Consider the following 14,789-nt stretch of genomic DNA (forward strand, 5'->3'; position numbering starts at 1 on the left):
GTGGGCACTCTGCTGATATGGGCAGCCTCAGTCCGCCCGGAGCGCCGTCCCGGCGGCTGCCACCGGAGGCGGAGAGCGTCGCGCTGGCCCGGCGATTCGTCCGGTCGGTGCTGGACGATGTCCGGCCCGAGTCGGCGTACACCGCCGAGCTGCTGGTCGGCGAGCTGGTGACCAACGCGGTGATCCACGCCCGGACCGAGATCGAGACACAGGTCTGGACGACCGAGGGCCAGGTTCACGTGCGGGTCAGCGACCGGCGGCCGGACCGCGGGCTGGTGCCCCACGAACGCCATCCCTACGCCTGCACGGGCAGGGGCCTGTCCCTGGTGGAGGAACTGTCCACCAGCCACGGCGTGCACAGCAGCGGGGACCGCAAGACGGTCTGGTTCGAGGTGTGGCCGGAGGCGCCCGCACCGCCGGCCTCCGCGTGGGAGACCGTGGCGCCGGCCGAGCGGACCGTCACCGTCGCGCTGAACGACGTGCCGTACGCGCTGTACTGGGCGGCGCAACAGCAGTGGGAGGGGCTGCTGCGCGAGCTGATCCTCGCTCCGTTCGTCGCCGGCCGGGCCGGTGTGACGCCGGACGAACTCGTCGTCGCCCAGGACACCAGCAACATCATCTCCGCTTCCATGACGGCCGCCGTGGAGCAGGAGACCCCCGACAGCTCGACGCTGTCCCTGCTCGTGGCGTTCCCGGTGGACGCGGCCCCGGCCGTGCTGACCCTGCACGCCGTGCTGGAGGCGGCCGACGAGGCGGCGCAGCAGGGCAGCCTGCTCATCCTGCCGACGCTGCCGCAGATCAGGGCCTTCCGCCACTGGCTGCTCGACCAGATCGTCGGCCAGCTCTCCGGGCGGCACCCGACCGCGTGGACGCTGGTCCCCGCCACACCGGGAGCCACCCCGACGGAGCTGTATCCCTGGGACGCGAGCGACATCGAGGCCAGCAGCGTGCCCACCATCGCGGCCGACGACGGCAACCGGATCATCGCGGTGAGCGCCTCGGCGGCGAGCCTGCTGGGCTGGCAGGCCCACGACCTGGTGGGCCGGCGGCTCACCGTGCTGATGCCCGACCACCTGCGCAAACGCCACACGGCGGCCTTCACCTCACTGCTGCTCACCGGCCGGCCGCGCATCCTGGGCCGCTCCATTCCGGTTCCCGCGCTGCACAAGGACGGCCGGCTGATCCCCATCCGCCTGCACATCCAGACACAGGAGGCGATCGACGGGCGCACCGTGTTCGTCGCCCAGCTCACCGCGAGAACGGCTCCGCCGGCCCCGCCGCCCGCTCCTTCGCCCGGCCTGCACAGGACGCGTCCGGCGCCCGGCCCGGTGCAGTTGCCGAGCACCACGAAGAAGGCGAAGCCGGAGAGCTACCAGCGGGCCTCGCCCGAGTGGCTGTCCCTGTTCGCCGGCACCGGCAGGGCGCTGAACAGCACCCTCAGCGTGGAGGAGGGCCTGCGGCGGGTGTGCCACGTGCTGACACGGTGGCTGGCCGACTGGTGCGCGGTGGACCTCGTCGACGAGACCGGGCAGGTGGAGCGGGTGTGCGTCGTCCACCGCGATCCCGAGGTACAGGTCGCCGGGGTGCACCTCGGCAAGCTGCCGCCGGTGTCCAGGAGTACCCGTGGCCCGCTGCCCCGGGTGCTGCGCGGAGCGGGCCCGCTGCTGGTCACCGATCTCCCGCGGCTCGGCAAGCCGCACAACCCGCTGGACGTCCGGCAGATGGAGCTGGTCGAGCAGTTCGGCGGGCGCAGCGCCGTCATGGCTCCGCTGCGGTCCGCGCACCGGGAGGTCCTGGGGGCCCTGACCCTGGTGCGCGTGCAGGACGGGCAGCCGTTCACCAAGGAGGACATCCTCCCGATCGCGGAACTGGTCCGCAGCATCGCCCTGGGAGTGGACAGCGCCCGGCTGCACGGACACAACCAGTCCACCGCCGCGCACCTCCAGCGCGCCCTGCTGCCCGAACTGCCCCGCATCGGCCACCTGGAGCTGAGCGCCCGCTACGTGCCCTCGAACGCCACCGCCGAGGTCGGCGGGGACTGGTACGACGCCTTCACCCTGCCCGGCGGCGACACCGTGCTGGTCATCGGTGACGTGTCGGGCCACGACCTGCGGGCGGCCGTCGCCATGAGCGGCCTGCGCAACATGCTGCGCGGTCTGGCCGTCGACGGCCACGAACCGCCCGGGGACGTGCTGCGCCGCCTGGACCTCGCCAACCAGACCCTCAACCCGCACGCCACCACCACCGCGACCTGCGCCTACGCCGTGGTCAAGGGCCCCGCGGAAGGCCCGTGGCACCTGCACCACTCGTCCGCCGGGCACCTCCCGCCGCTCCTCACCACCCAGGACGGCGACACCCGCTACCTGAACACGGGCAGGGGCCTGCTCATCGGGCTGGACCCCGACCTCCCCCGGGCTTCCGCCTGCGACCCGCTGCCGCCCCACTCCACCCTGCTGCTCTTCACCGACGGCCTCATCGAGCGCCGCGGCGAGTCCCTCGACGACGCGATGGCGCGACTCGGCCGGCACGCCGCCAAGCACGCACGGGCCCCGCTGAACGCCTTCTGCGACGAGCTGATCATCAAGTTCGGCGCCGACACCACCGACGACATAGCCCTCCTCGCCCTCCGCCCCACCCCACCCGCCTGACGGGGCCCGCGTGGCAGAGCCCGGCATTCGGCCCGTTCGCGTCCGAGCCGACCGGCGCCGCGCGGGAGCCGGTCGGCAAGCCCCTGCCGGTGGCGCTGTCGGGCAGCAACGTCCCGGAGGGCGTCCAGTTGGCGCCCGACAGCTGCGTCATGGGACGGTGCACGTCCCAGAGCGGGGAGAACATCCCCATCGGGGACGCGACCACTCGGCGGCAAGTACCGAACATGCGACGCCACACTGGGCATTGACGGACAGTCGGGTTCGCTGGCCGGGCCGGTGACCATCCGGGTCATCGACAAGACGAACGGGTCGCTGCTCAGGGACTGCACGTTCACCTCCGGGAAGAGCGTTCAGCTCCGCCGATTTGGCGTGGCCGGGGTGACGATCCTGCGCTTCGAGTTCCTGGGTCCCCTGAGCACGAGCATGGCCGCGGTGGGCAGCCCGATCGCCTGCCCGTGACCGGCCACCCCGCCCCGCAGGCCTGACCGTCCCGGACCACGACAAAGGCCCCGTGACCTGCTGAACTCGCAGGTCACGGGGCCTTTGTTCCCGTGTGGCGGCGCCAGGATTCGAACCTGGGAAGGCTGAGCCGGCAGATTTACAGTCTGCTCCCTTTGGCCGCTCGGGCACACCGCCGGGGTCGCTGCCCTTCGAACCGTCTTTCGGCGGTGCTCCGTGGCAACGACGTAAACAATACCCGATGCGAGGGGGTGCTTCGCCACCCGATTGATCTCCACCCACCGGGTCCCGGGGTGGCTAGGCTGGTGCGGATGCGGCCCGGCGTCACGCCGGGTTCGGCGGCCGCCGCCACGCACCCGATACGCACCCCGATACAAGGAGCCACAGGACATGGCCGACTCCAGTTTCGACATCGTCTCGAAGGTCGAGCGGCAGGAGGTCGACAACGCCCTCAACCAGGCCGCCAAGGAGATCTCGCAGCGCTACGACTTCAAGGGCGTGGGTGCCTCGATCTCGTGGTCCGGCGAGAAGATCCTGATGGAGGCGAACTCCGAGGACCGGGTGAACGCCATCCTCGACGTCTTCCAGTCCAAGCTGATCAAGCGCGGCATCTCGCTGAAGGCCCTGGACGCGGGTGAGCCGCAGCTCTCCGGCAAGGAGTACAAGATCTTCGCGACGATCGAGGAGGGCATCTCCCAGGAGAACGCCAAGAAGGTCGCCAAGATCATCCGTGACGAGGGCCCGAAGGGCGTCAAGGCGCAGGTCCAGGGCGACGAGCTGCGGGTCAGCTCCAAGAGCCGCGACGACCTGCAGACGGTGATCGCCCTCCTGAAGGGCAAGGACTTCGACTTCGCGCTGCAGTTCGTCAACTATCGGTAGGACGAAGGCACGGTCCGGCGCCGGTCACGCGCAGGAAGGGTGGGCACCGGCCGGTGCCCACCCTTCCTGCGCCCGGTCGCTCCCTGGCGGCCCGCCGCGCCCGGCTCAGTCGCGCGAGTTGCCGAACAGGATGCGGTAGACGATCAGCAGGACCAGTGAGCCGCCGATCGCGGCGGCCCAGGTCGCGCCGTCGTAGAAGTGCTTGCTGATCGGATGGTCCAGCCAGCGGGACGAGATGTAGCCGCCGATGAACGCGCCGGCTATGCCGATGAGGGTCGTGCCGATGAAGCCGCCCGGGTCGCGGCCCGGAAGCAGGACCTTGGCGATGGCTCCGGCCAGAAGCCCCAGGATGATCCAACCGATGATGCTCATGCCGTGAACCTGCCCTCCCGCGCTGTGTCCGCACTCTTGGACCCCTGAGAATCCGGTGAGGATCGGCTGTCGACGCGCGCGTGTTCGTGCCGTGTCGATGAAGAGGACGCCTCGAGTCCATCCGCCGGTTGCGGCGATCAGTAGGGTGCCGCTCATGACAGGTTCCGGCACCGCGCTGCGGCGCACCCTGGGCGTACGGGACGCCGTGGTCGTCGGCCTCGGCGCGATGCTCGGGGCGGGCGTGTTCTCCGCCCTGGGCCCGGCCGCCCGTGCCGCCGGGCGGGGGCTGCTGCCCGGGCTGGCCGTCGCGGCCGTGGTGGCCTACTGCAACGCGATGTCCTCGGCCCGGCTGGCCGCCCGCCATCCGGCGTCGGGCGGGACGTACGTGTACGGCAGGGAGCGGCTGGGCGAGTTCTGGGGGTATCTGGCCGGCTGGGCGTTCGTGGTCGGCAAGACGGCCTCCTGCGCGGCCATGGCGCTCACCGTGGGGGCGTACGTGTGGCCGGGGCAGGCGCACGCGGTGGCGGTGGCGGCCGTGGTGGCACTGACCGCCGTGAACTACGGCGGCATCCAGAAGTCGGCGTGGCTGACGCGGGTGATCGTCGCCGTGGTGCTGGCGGTCCTCGCCGCCGTGGTGGTCGCCTGCCTCACCTCCGGGCGCCTGGACGCGGGGCGGCTCGGTCCCGGTGCCGCGACCGGGTTCGGCGGGGTGCTCCAGGCGGCCGGCCTGCTGTTCTTCGCGTTCGCCGGGTACGCGCGGATCGCCACGCTCGGCGAGGAGGTGCGGGATCCGGCGCGCACCATTCCGCGGGCCGTTCCGCTGGCTCTCGGTATCACCCTCGTGGTGTACGCGGCGGTCGCGGTGGCCGTTCTCGGTGTGCTCGGGGCCGGCCGTCTGGGGCAGGCGACGGCGCCGCTGGCCGACGCGGTGCGCGTGGCCGGGGTGCCGGGGCTCGTGCCGGTGGTCCGGATGGGGGCCGCGGTGGCCGCGCTGGGGTCGCTGCTCGCGCTGGTGCTCGGGGTGTCCCGGACGACGCTCGCCATGGCCCGCGACGGCCATCTCCCCCGTGTGCTGGCCGCCGTGCACCCACGGTTCCAGGTGCCGCACCGGGCCGAACTGGCTGTGGGCGCGGTCGTCGCCGTGCTCGCCGCCACGGTGGACGTACGCGGCGCGATCGGTTTCTCCTCGTTCGGCGTCCTGGCCTACTACGCCGTCGCCAACGCCTCGGCCTGGACGCTGAGCCCGGCCCCGCGGGCCCGGGTGGTGCCGGTGATCGGTCTGGCGGGCTGCGCCGCACTGGCCTTCGCCCTGCCGCCGGCCTCGGTCGCCACGGGGACGGGCGTACTCGCCGTGGGCGTGCTGGCCTACGGCGCACGCCGGTGGTGGGCGAGCCGCGACCACGCCTGACGCCCACGACCACGACCGCCCCGGACGACCACGACCGTGACCGCGATCGCCCCGGACGACCGCAACCGCGACCGCGACCACGCCTGACGCCCACGACCACGACCGCGACCGCCCCGGACGACCGCAGGCCGTTACGGCGCCTCGCGCCCCTGTCCCGAGCGCTGCCAGGCCCCGTCCCGGGCGCTGCCAGGCCCCGTCCGCGACCACCCCTGACGTGCCCGCGCCCGGGAGCCGCGGTCGAGGTCCGCCGTCCGCGCCGCCGGCCGTGTCCCCCGTCAGCCCTCGACCAGGTGTTCCTCGGCGGAAGCCGAGGGCCGGGGCGGGGTGGTGGGCAGGGCCGGGAGGCGGACGGCGCACATCAGCAGTCCGGGTACGACGGTGATGGCCACCATGACCAGCACCGTCGTCGTGTAGCGCTGGCCGGCGAGGAGCGGGCCCGCGACCAGTGAGCCGAGGGGGATGGCGCCCAGCATCAGGGTCCGCATCAGGGTCATGGTGCGGGCGAGGAGCGCCGGTGGCGTCCGGGCGTAGCGGACCACCTGGGAGGAGACCGTGGCGAGGGCGCAGCCGACTCCGAAGACGAGCTGGCCGGCCAGGATCGCGGGCAGGTGGCCGCCGAGGAACAGCAGTAGGCCGGTGCCGGCGAGGAGCTGGCAGGTGCCGATGCGCAGCATCGGCCGGGCCGAGGCGTCGAGGGTGCCGCCGGCGAACGAGCCGAGCAGTTCGGCCGCGGCGAGGCCGGCCACCAGCAGGCCGAGGACGCCGGCGCCGTCCCGGAGCCGGTCGTGGGCCAGCCACGGCTGCATCACCATCAGCATGCCGGCGGCGGTGTTGAGCGCGCTGAACGCGATGGTGATGACCAGCAGGGCCCGGTCCCTGAGCACCAGCCGGACGACCGGCAGCCAACTGCTGCGGGATCCCTCGGCGGCGGTGCCGGACGGCCGGGGCAGCGGGTGGTCCATCCGCAGCACGAACAGCGGGAAGGCGAGGAAGGTGGCCGCGTCCAGCACGAGCACGGCCTGCGCGCCGAGCAGCGGGATCAGCGCGCCGCCGATCGCCGGACCGGTGAGGCTGGCCACGCCCTGGGCGATCGTCTCCAGAGCGGTGCCGGTGGCCAGCCGGTCCTGCGGGACGAGTTCGGGGACGACGGCGGGGGTGATGGCGATCGGGAGGATCTTGAACAGGCCGCAGACGGCGGCGGCCGCGTAGAGCTGCCAGAGGTGGAACAGCCCGCTGAGCGCGAGGAGCGGAACGGCTCCCATGGCGACGCCCCGGCACAGCGAGTCGACGATGAGCAGCGCCCGGCGGGAGAAGCGGTCCACGACCGCGCCGCCCAGCACCCCGCCGACCAGGATGGGCGCGGTGTAGCACAGCCCGAGCAGGGAGAGCGAGGCCGCGCCGCCGTGTGTGACGGCGAGCCAGGCCATCGCGGTCCAGCTCGCCCCGTCGCCGAGCAGGCTCAGCGTGGAGCCGGTCCACAGCCGCCGGAAGTCGGCGATCCGCAGCACGTCGAGGTACTTCCGCATGGCCCTCCTCAGGGCAGCCGGCGCCGCCGGGGCGCCGCTTCCGTGAGCTGTCTCGTCCGCAGGCAGTTCCCGGGAAATCTATCCTGTGACCGTCAACTCGGTTCTACTGATTCGGAGTTGACGGCCAGTTCCCGTACCTCGCGGCCGACACGGGTACGCAGCACTACGCCGGCCCGAGGACCGTCGAGAAGCTGGAGGGTCCGCTCCTGGCTCCAGCCCGCGAAGCGGAACTCCGCGTCGGCGATGTGGACGAGGGGGAAGCTCTGGTCGGGGGCGACGCGCAGCTCGACTCCGCCGGACGTGACGGCGATCTCGGCCTGGACGCGCTCCGGGGCGTCCGGGAACTCCCCCTCCTCCTCCCAGTCGGCGAAGGGCGGCGGCACCTGGAAGCGGCGCGCCAGCCGGCTCGGGTCGCCGGCGTAAGGGGTCTCGGGCCGGTTGAGCAGCACCTCGCCGTGGGCGAAGTACTCCTGCCACCCGGCGGGGAACACCGCCGCCAGCTCCGGCACCGTCAGGCAGTCGACGACCATGTGCACGCGGGACGCGGAACCGGTGTTCTCCACCTTGTGCATCCGGGAGAAGTCGCCGAACCAGAACTCGCCGTGCTGCCACCTGTGCGTCACCCCGTCGAGCACCAGGGTGGCCTCGTGGTGGGTGGTGATGGGCACGTGCAGGCGGGCGACGCCCCAGGCCGGGCCGTACTTGGTGTCGTTGTGCACGTCGCTCACCGCGCCCGGGCCGAGGGCCATCAGCCGGACCGCGCGCAGCGGCGCCGGAACGGCGGCGAGCACCTCGCGCAGGTACGGGGTGCGGGCCAGCCATTCCGTGTCCGCGCACTCCTGGCTGCCCGGCCCGCCCGGGTCGGTGCGGGAGGGGTCGCCGCCGGGGCTGCGCAGCGGCAGGATGCGCCAGTCGACCTCCGCCTGGGCGCCCACCCCGTCCCCGAAGTACCGCTGCAATTTCCACTGGTGTGTGCGGACGGCGTCGAGGTCGGCCAGGAGCCTCGCGGGGTCGAAGCCGGCCGCGAGCCGTGCCGCCTCCGCGGGCATCGTGGGGGCGGCGTTGTCGGTCACGGTCATGCGGTGCCTCCGGATGGGTGCGGGCTGATAGGCCACACGTGCTTGCGGGCGAACCCGACGGTGGCGGCGATCTGCCGGATCCGCTCCCCGGCGACGAGGGAGCCGTGGCCCGCGTCGTAGCGGTAGACCTCGTGTTCCAGGCCGAGGTCGGCGATGCGTGCGATGTAGTTGTCGATCTGCCGGATGGGGCAGCGGGGGTCGTTCTCCCCGGCGATGATCATCAGGGGGGCGGTGACCCGGTCGGCGTAGGTGAGCGGGGAGGAGGCCCGGTAGCGCTCCGGGACCTCGTCGGGCGAGCCGCCGAACAGGGAGCGGTCGTAGGCCCGCAGTTCCTCCATCTCGTCCTCGTAGGCCGCCAGGTAGTCGGCCACCGGCATGGCGGCGATGCCGACCGCCCAGTTCGCGGGGCGGGTGCCGAGGCCGAGCAGCGTGAGGTAGCCGCCCCAGGAGCGTCCGGTCAGGACCAGGTGGCGGGGGTCGGCGAGTCCGGAGGCCACGGCCCAGTCGCGGACGGCTTCGACGTCCTCCAGCTCGGTCAGTCCGGGGCGCCCCTCGATGGCGTCCCGCCACTGGGCGCCGTATCCGGTGGAGCCGCGGTAGTTGACCTGCACCACGGCGAAACCGTGGTCGACCCAGGCCGCGACGGAGGGGTCGAAGATGTCGGCGTCGAAGCCGATGGGACCGCCGTGCACCTCGAAGACGCAGACGCCCGGCGCGGTCCAGCCGGGCGGCCGGGACACCAGGGCGTGCACCGGGCCGCCGGGACCGTCCACCCACACGTCCTCCACCGGTACCGAGGGCGGGCAGGGCGGTCCGGGCGGGCTCAGTACGACACCGGTACCGGTGGAGCGCACCACGGGTGGCGCCGCCGCCGAGGACCAGGCGTACTCGACGGTCCCGTCCGGGCGCACCGTGGCGGCGTCCGCGATCCGGTCGAGCGGGACCCCGATGGAGCCCGGTGGCGTGGGGATCCGGGTGAGCTCCTCCGACCGCAGGTCGTAGCGGTACAGCTCGTCGCGGGCGTGGCGGGTGTGCGAGACGAGGAGGGCGGAGCCGTCCGGGTACCAGTCGGCGGCCGTCTCCCCCGGCAGGTCGAGGGTGATCTCCCGGACCTCGCCGGTGCGCACGTCCCACAGCAGGGGTTCGGCGCGGCCGCGGCGCTCGTGCTCCACCAGCAGGCGGCCGTCCCCGGCGGCGGGCCCGAACGCGCAGGCGGTCAGCCCGAGGCCGGGGCCGTCGTGGAGGTCGGCGACCGTGGTCCCGTCGGTGCGCAGCACGCGGAGCGCGGGGTGGCGGCTGTCGCCGTGCTCGCCGTGGGCGACGGCGATGAGGGTGCCGTCGTGGGACAGCGCGGCCACCCGGGCGTCCGCCTGGTGCGTGTACACGGGCACGGGTTCGGCGCCGGGGCGGCAGACGTGGACCGAGCTGCCGTCCGCGCCGGCGCGGCCGACGACGGCCAGCCCGTCGGCGCCGAGGGCGAGGCCGGCGGGGTAGGCCGGCTCCAGGGTGGTGGCGGGCTCGTCGGGGCCGCCGTCGAACGGCTGGCGCATCCACACCCCGAACTCGCCGCCGTCACGGTCGGCGAACCACCAGATCCAGGCGCCCGAGGGGTCGACCGCGCCCGTCCAGGTGCCGTGCGGACGCCGGGTGACCTGGCGGTGCGTGCCGGCGGCCCGGTCCCAGGCGTACAGCTCCCAGGTGCCTGAGGCGTTGGACCGGTACAGGCAGCGGTCCGGGGCGTCGCGGGCCCAGCGGGGCAGGGTGACGCGCGGTGCGCGGACCCGGGCCTGCCAGCGGTCCTCGCCCGGCTGAGCCGTGGGTGGCGTGCCGGTCACCGGATGACTTCCGCCGGGAGTTCGGCGAGCGTGCGGACGGTCGCCAGGCGCTTGTGCACGGCGGGCCCGGTCGGCCGGATCTCGATGCCGCGTTCGGCGAGCACGGTGAGCACTTCGCGCAGCAGCAGATGGGCGAGCATCGATCCGGTGCAGGCGTGGGCGCCGTATCCGAAGGAGAGGTGGTGATTGGCCTTCCGCCGGAAATCGAGTCGGTCGGGGTCGCTGAATTGTGCCGGGTCGCGGTTGGCCGCGGCGAAAAGCATCAGCATTCCCTGGCCGCGCCGCACCTTGACTCCGGAGAATTCGGTGTCGGCGACCGCGAGCCGGGTGGTGCCCTGGATGGGGGCCTCGAACCGGAAGAATTCGTGCGGCGCCCTTTCCAGGGTTTCCGTGCTGTCGAAAAGGGCTTTCGGCGGCGTTTCGAGCCGGGCGAGGGCGTTCAGCGCGTTTCCGAGCGAGGCGGGAACCGCGGTGAATCCGTTGACGACCAGGGTGCGCAGCGAGTTCATGGTGAGCTGGTGCGGGACGCCCGCCGCGTCGGCCCGGTCGACCAGGTCCCTGACGGGTTCTCCGGCGGACATGCCGGCGACCCAGCCGTCGATGAGGGCGGCCAGTTTGCGCTGGGCGGCGACGCCGGGCTCGCGGGTCTCGGGCACCAGCCCGGAGTCCATGGCGCGGGTGATCGCCTCGGCCACCGGCCGGATCTCGTCGAGGTCGAACTGCGGCAGCCCGACGGCCTCCGGGATGAACCAGCGGGCGAGCGGTTCGGTGAAGGCGGTGATCAGGTTCACCGGGCCGGGCGGCAGCGCGTCGAGCCGGTCGGAGACGTGGGCCCTGACCCGGGCGGCCAGGGCGGGGGACGTCATGTCGCGCAGGGCGTCGGCGAGCACGCCGTAGATGGCCGTGTGCTCGGGCGGGTCGACCGTGTGGACGTCCAGGGCGGGCTCGGGCACGCTCTCGCCGGCCCGGCGCCAGTCGGCGGCGAAGCGCTCGTGGTCCAGGAGCACCCGCTTGCAGTCGTCGTAGGAGGTGAGGACCCAGCTGTCCAGCCGTTCGCTCCACAGCGGGGTGCCGGCCGCACGGAGTTCCGCGTACACCCGGTAGGGGTCGTCCAGGGTGGCCGGATCGAGGGGGTTGTACTCCGTGGTCAACTCAGGCATGGACGTCGCTCCCAGCGGGTCGGAGGGTGACGGGAAGTGTGTCGGGGTAGCGGAGGGTGGCCCGGGGGGCGCGGGTCGGGGCGGCGGCGAGCCGCATCGGCGCCGGCGCCTTGAGCAGGGCGGCCACCAGGGCCCGGATGATGAGGCGGGCCAGGATCGCCCCGGAGCAGGCGTGCGGGCCCCAGCCGAGCGACAGGTGCCGGTTGGGCGTCCGGTCGAGGACGAGGGCGTCCGGGTCGGGGAAGCGCTCGGGGTCGCGGTTGGCGGCGGCGAACAGCGCGAGCACGATCTGGCCGCGCTCGATCACGGCGCCGCCGATCTCGGTGCGTGTCACGCAGGCGCGGCTCGTGCCCTGCACCGGGCCGTCGTAGCGCAGGAGTTCGTCGACGCCGGTCGCGAGCAGCGCGGGATCACGCATGCGTTCGAGCGCCTCGGGGTGCTCCAGCAGGGCGAGGACGGCGTTGGCCGCGGCGCCCACGGTGGTGCTGAAGCCGGCGAGGAACAGCACCCGGACGCTGTTCCACACCGCCTCCTCGGTGACGCCGGCCGGTGCGGCGCCGGCCAGGACCTCGCGCAGCAGGCCCGGGCGGGGCGCGGCGGTGTGCCAGGAGGCGATGAGGTCGTTGATCTGCCGGCGGGCGGCGAGGGCCGGTTCGAGCACCTCGGGCAGGAGGCCGGCGTCCATGCCGCGCACGAGCGCGTCGGACTGGGCGGCGAACGAGGAGACCGGCGGCTCGGCGACGCCGAGGAGGCGGCAGACCGCGGACAGCGCGACGGGCCGGGCCACTTCGGCGGTGAAGTCGAACGACGGCCGGTCTGCGCATCGTTCGAGCGCGGCGATCGCCTCGGCGGCCGCGCGCTCGCCGATGGCGTCGAGGTCCTGGTCGCGGAAGGCGGTGGTGAACAGGCGGCGCAGCGGGGTGTGGTCCGGCGGGTCGAGCTCCTGCATGCTGGCGACGGAGGCGGGGCCGTCGTCGTGCCCGGCGCGGCGCCAGTCCGCCGCGAACGTCTCGGTCTCGGCGAGCACACGGTGGCAGTCGGCGTAGCGGGTCAGCACCCAGGAGTTCAGCCGTTCGCTGAAGAAGACGGGTGCGCTCTCGCGGAGTCGGCGGTACACCGGGTGGGGGTCCGCCACGGTCGCCGGGTCGAGGGGGTTGTATCCGTCCATGCCGTGGCCCCATCAATTCGTTTGACATAGCAGGTGGGTAATGCGTGTCGCCGGCTTCCGGCAGAGCGGCGGCCCGGGTCGTTTAATGACCCGGGCCGCCGTCACGTCTTATCAGTAGGCGTAGCGCATGGCGGCACCTCCAGACGGCTTCGGTTTCACACCGGGGACCCACCGGGCGGCGAGCCAGAGTGAATGTAGGTAGCCGGCATGGCCTCGTCAACGAGACTCGATGACTTCCGGTGACTTTCAACCGGCCCGGATCGCAGTACTTTGTCCAGTTGCCTTCGGCGGCCGTGCAGGTATTTCCCCGGCAATTGCCCGGAGGCGAAAAGGTGGCCGAAACAGGTGGCACATGAATGTTTGACCGACCGCCGGTGACGTCCGCCGGCGGCGCCCGCCGGGCCCCTTTGCGGCGGCGGCGCAGCAGGGGCGGGTGCGTACGGCGGGGCGGACGCGGTCCGGGGGGCCGGCGAGGCCCGCGGTCAAGGGCGAGGAGTGGCCGCCCGGAAAACGCACCCGGAACCTCCCGCGCCCCACCGGCCGCCCGCGCTCACCGGGGACGACGCCGTGGCGGTGCACACAGCCGGAAGCCCCGGTTCCAGGGGGTCGGGGCGGCGCCGGCCGGGCGTCACGCGTGCGGCTTCGGCCGCGTGGTGTCCGAATATGAACGCCCCCGGCCGAAGCGGACCCCTGACGGCGCCCGGCCGCCGGCCGCTGCCTTCGGTCCGGACGGCCGTCCCGCCGATACTGGTGGCAGCCGGCATGCCGACGGTGTGACCTGGGGAGGTACCGACCATGAAGGTGTTCAACCTGCTGCTCAACGTGCTGTGGCTCGTCTTCTGCGGCCTCTGGATGGCGATCGGCTACCTCATCGCCGCGCTGATCTGCTTCGTGCTGATCATCACCATCCCGTTCGGCATCGCGTCGCTGCGCATCGCCGGGTTCGTGCTGTGGCCGTTCGGACGGACCACTGTCGACCGGGCGGACGCCGGGGCCGGCTCGTTCGTCGGCAACGTGATCTGGGTGGTGTTCGCGGGGTGGTGGCTGGCCCTGGCCCATCTGGTGACGAGCATCCCGCTGTTCGTGTCGATCATCGGGATCCCCTTCGGGTGGGCCAACCTGAAGCTCATCCCCATCTCGCTCATGCCGCTCGGGCGGGAGGTCGTCCCCACCGATCAGCGGTTCGGCACACGCTGACCGACTCGGCGGCGACGGCGGCCCCCGGAACGGCCGCGGTGGGGCGGCCCGGTGGAGGCGGCGCCGTGGGGCGCCTCAGCCGCGGCGGCCCACCATCGCCTCGAGCCTGGAGATGCGTTCCGCCATGGGCGGGTGGGTGGAGAACATCCTGGCCAGCCCCTGTCCCGGCCGGAAGGGGTTCGCGATCATCATGTGGCTCGCGGTCTCGATCCGGGGCTCGGGGGGCAGCGGGAGCTGCTGGGTGCCGAGCTCCAGCTTGCGCAGGGCACTGGCCAGGGCCAGCGGGTCGCCGGTGAGCTGGGCGCCGGAGGCGTCCGCCTCGTACTCCCTGGACCGGCTGATGGCCAGCTGGATGAGGGAGGCGGCGAGCGGGCCCAGGATCATGATCAGGAGCATCCCGAACAGACCGGGGCCCTCGTCGTCGTCGGAGCGGCCGATGGGGATCAGCCAGGCGAAGTTGACCAGGAACATGATCACCGAGGCGAGCGCGCCGGCCACCGACGAGATGAGGATGTCGCGGTTGTAGACGTGGCTCAGCTCGTGGCCGATGACGCCGCGCAGCTCGCGCTCGTCGAGCAGGCGCAGGATGCCCTCCGTGCAGCACACGGCCGCGTTGCGCGGGTTGCGGCCGGTCGCGAAGGCGTTGGGCGCCTCCGTGGGCGAGATGAACAGGCGTGGCATGGGCTGCCGGGCCTGCGTGGACAGCTCGCGGACCATCCGGTACAGCGCGGGAGCCTCGAACTCGCTGACCGGGCGGGCCCGCATCGCGCGGAGCGCCAGCTTGTCGCTGTTCCAGTAGGCGTACGCGTTCGTGCCCAGCGCGATCAGGACCGCCACGATCAGTCCCGCCCGGCCGAAGAAGCTGCCGATGACGATGATGAGCGCGGACAGCCCTCCGAGGAGTACTGCGGTCCTCAGCCCGTTGTGCCGGCGGTGCACGGTACGCCCTCCAAGTCGTGCTGCAGGGGAACCCATTGGTCCAGTGGACCCTCCCGCTCTGGTCAACGCCAGGCGGCCGCCGCGAGTTCCCCGGTACGGACGGCGGGGCGCGTCGGCCG

12 protein-coding genes and 1 tRNA gene are annotated in these 14,789 nt (G+C 73.0%); 5 read left to right on the forward strand and 8 right to left on the reverse strand.

Annotated features, from left to right (window positions below; genetic code table 11):
• Nucleotides 1-17 precede the first annotated feature (17 nt).
• Nucleotides 18-2,648: a SpoIIE family protein phosphatase gene (locus tag TNCT1_RS03505; protein ID WP_143627947.1), complete on the forward strand. Its 2,631-nt coding sequence runs from the start codon at nt 18-20 to the stop codon at nt 2,646-2,648.
• Between the two features lie 276 nt (nt 2,649-2,924).
• Nucleotides 2,925-3,107: a hypothetical protein gene (locus tag TNCT1_RS03510; RefSeq protein ID WP_143627950.1), complete on the forward strand. Its 183-nt coding sequence runs from the start codon at nt 2,925-2,927 to the stop codon at nt 3,105-3,107.
• Nucleotides 3,108-3,202: 95 nt separating this feature from the next.
• Here TNCT1_RS03510 and TNCT1_RS03515 read toward each other — a convergent pair.
• Nucleotides 3,203-3,284: transfer RNA gene (locus TNCT1_RS03515), tRNA-Tyr, on the reverse strand.
• Between the two features lie 213 nt (nt 3,285-3,497).
• Between TNCT1_RS03515 and TNCT1_RS03520 the strand changes: the two genes are divergently transcribed.
• Entirely contained in the window at nt 3,498-3,986 is a 489-nt protein-coding gene (locus TNCT1_RS03520) for a YajQ family cyclic di-GMP-binding protein (RefSeq protein ID WP_143627952.1), read from the forward strand.
• Between the two features lie 105 nt (nt 3,987-4,091).
• On the opposite strand, the gene TNCT1_RS03525 is transcribed toward TNCT1_RS03520, so the two are convergent.
• Complete coding sequence (locus tag TNCT1_RS03525) at nt 4,092-4,358, reverse strand: GlsB/YeaQ/YmgE family stress response membrane protein (RefSeq protein ID WP_143627954.1); 267 nt, start codon at nt 4,356-4,358, stop codon at nt 4,092-4,094.
• A gap of 154 nt (nt 4,359-4,512) precedes the next feature.
• On the opposite strand from TNCT1_RS03525, the gene TNCT1_RS03530 reads away from it, so the two are divergent.
• The gene (locus TNCT1_RS03530) at nt 4,513-5,766 is read left to right on the forward strand and encodes an APC family permease (RefSeq protein ID WP_143627956.1); all 1,254 of its coding nucleotides are present in this window, start codon (nt 4,513-4,515) and stop codon (nt 5,764-5,766) included.
• Between the two features lie 275 nt (nt 5,767-6,041).
• Here TNCT1_RS03530 and TNCT1_RS03535 read toward each other — a convergent pair whose 3' ends face one another.
• The 5 genes from TNCT1_RS03535 to TNCT1_RS03555 form a co-directional block, all read right to left on the reverse strand.
• Nucleotides 6,042-7,292: an MFS transporter gene (locus tag TNCT1_RS03535; RefSeq protein WP_143627958.1), complete on the reverse strand. Its 1,251-nt coding sequence runs from the start codon at nt 7,290-7,292 to the stop codon at nt 6,042-6,044.
• Nucleotides 7,293-7,384: 92 nt separating this feature from the next.
• Nucleotides 7,385-8,371 (reverse strand): aspartyl/asparaginyl beta-hydroxylase domain-containing protein, encoded by a 987-nt coding sequence (locus tag TNCT1_RS03540; RefSeq protein WP_143627960.1) that lies wholly within the window; start codon nt 8,369-8,371, stop codon nt 7,385-7,387.
• Nucleotides 8,368-10,206 carry a prolyl oligopeptidase family serine peptidase gene (locus TNCT1_RS03545; RefSeq protein WP_143627962.1) on the reverse strand — a complete coding sequence of 613 codons (1,839 nt, stop codon included), beginning with the start codon at nt 10,204-10,206 and terminating at the stop codon, nt 8,368-8,370. The genes TNCT1_RS03540 and TNCT1_RS03545 overlap by 4 nt, the downstream gene beginning before the upstream one ends.
• Nucleotides 10,203-11,366, reverse strand: a complete 1,164-nt coding sequence (locus TNCT1_RS36620; RefSeq protein ID WP_143627965.1) for a cytochrome P450 — start codon at nt 11,364-11,366, stop codon at nt 10,203-10,205. The genes TNCT1_RS03545 and TNCT1_RS36620 overlap by 4 nt, the downstream gene beginning before the upstream one ends.
• Entirely contained in the window at nt 11,359-12,534 is a 1,176-nt protein-coding gene (locus tag TNCT1_RS03555; protein ID WP_143627967.1) for a cytochrome P450, read from the reverse strand. Before TNCT1_RS03555 ends, TNCT1_RS36620 begins: the two co-directional genes overlap by 8 nt.
• Before the next feature lie 795 nt (nt 12,535-13,329).
• Here TNCT1_RS03555 and TNCT1_RS03560 point away from each other — a divergent pair.
• Complete coding sequence (locus tag TNCT1_RS03560) at nt 13,330-13,731, forward strand: YccF domain-containing protein (protein WP_143627969.1); 402 nt, start codon at nt 13,330-13,332, stop codon at nt 13,729-13,731.
• Nucleotides 13,732-13,806: 75 nt separating this feature from the next.
• Here the strand turns inward: TNCT1_RS03560 and htpX are convergent, their stop codons facing one another.
• Entirely contained in the window at nt 13,807-14,670 is an 864-nt protein-coding gene (gene htpX / locus TNCT1_RS03565) for a zinc metalloprotease HtpX (protein ID WP_143627971.1), read from the reverse strand.
• Nucleotides 14,671-14,789 lie beyond the last annotated feature (119 nt).

Source organism: Streptomyces sp. 1-11 (assembly GCF_007176755.1).
Classification (GTDB): domain Bacteria; phylum Actinomycetota; class Actinomycetes; order Streptomycetales; family Streptomycetaceae; genus Streptomyces.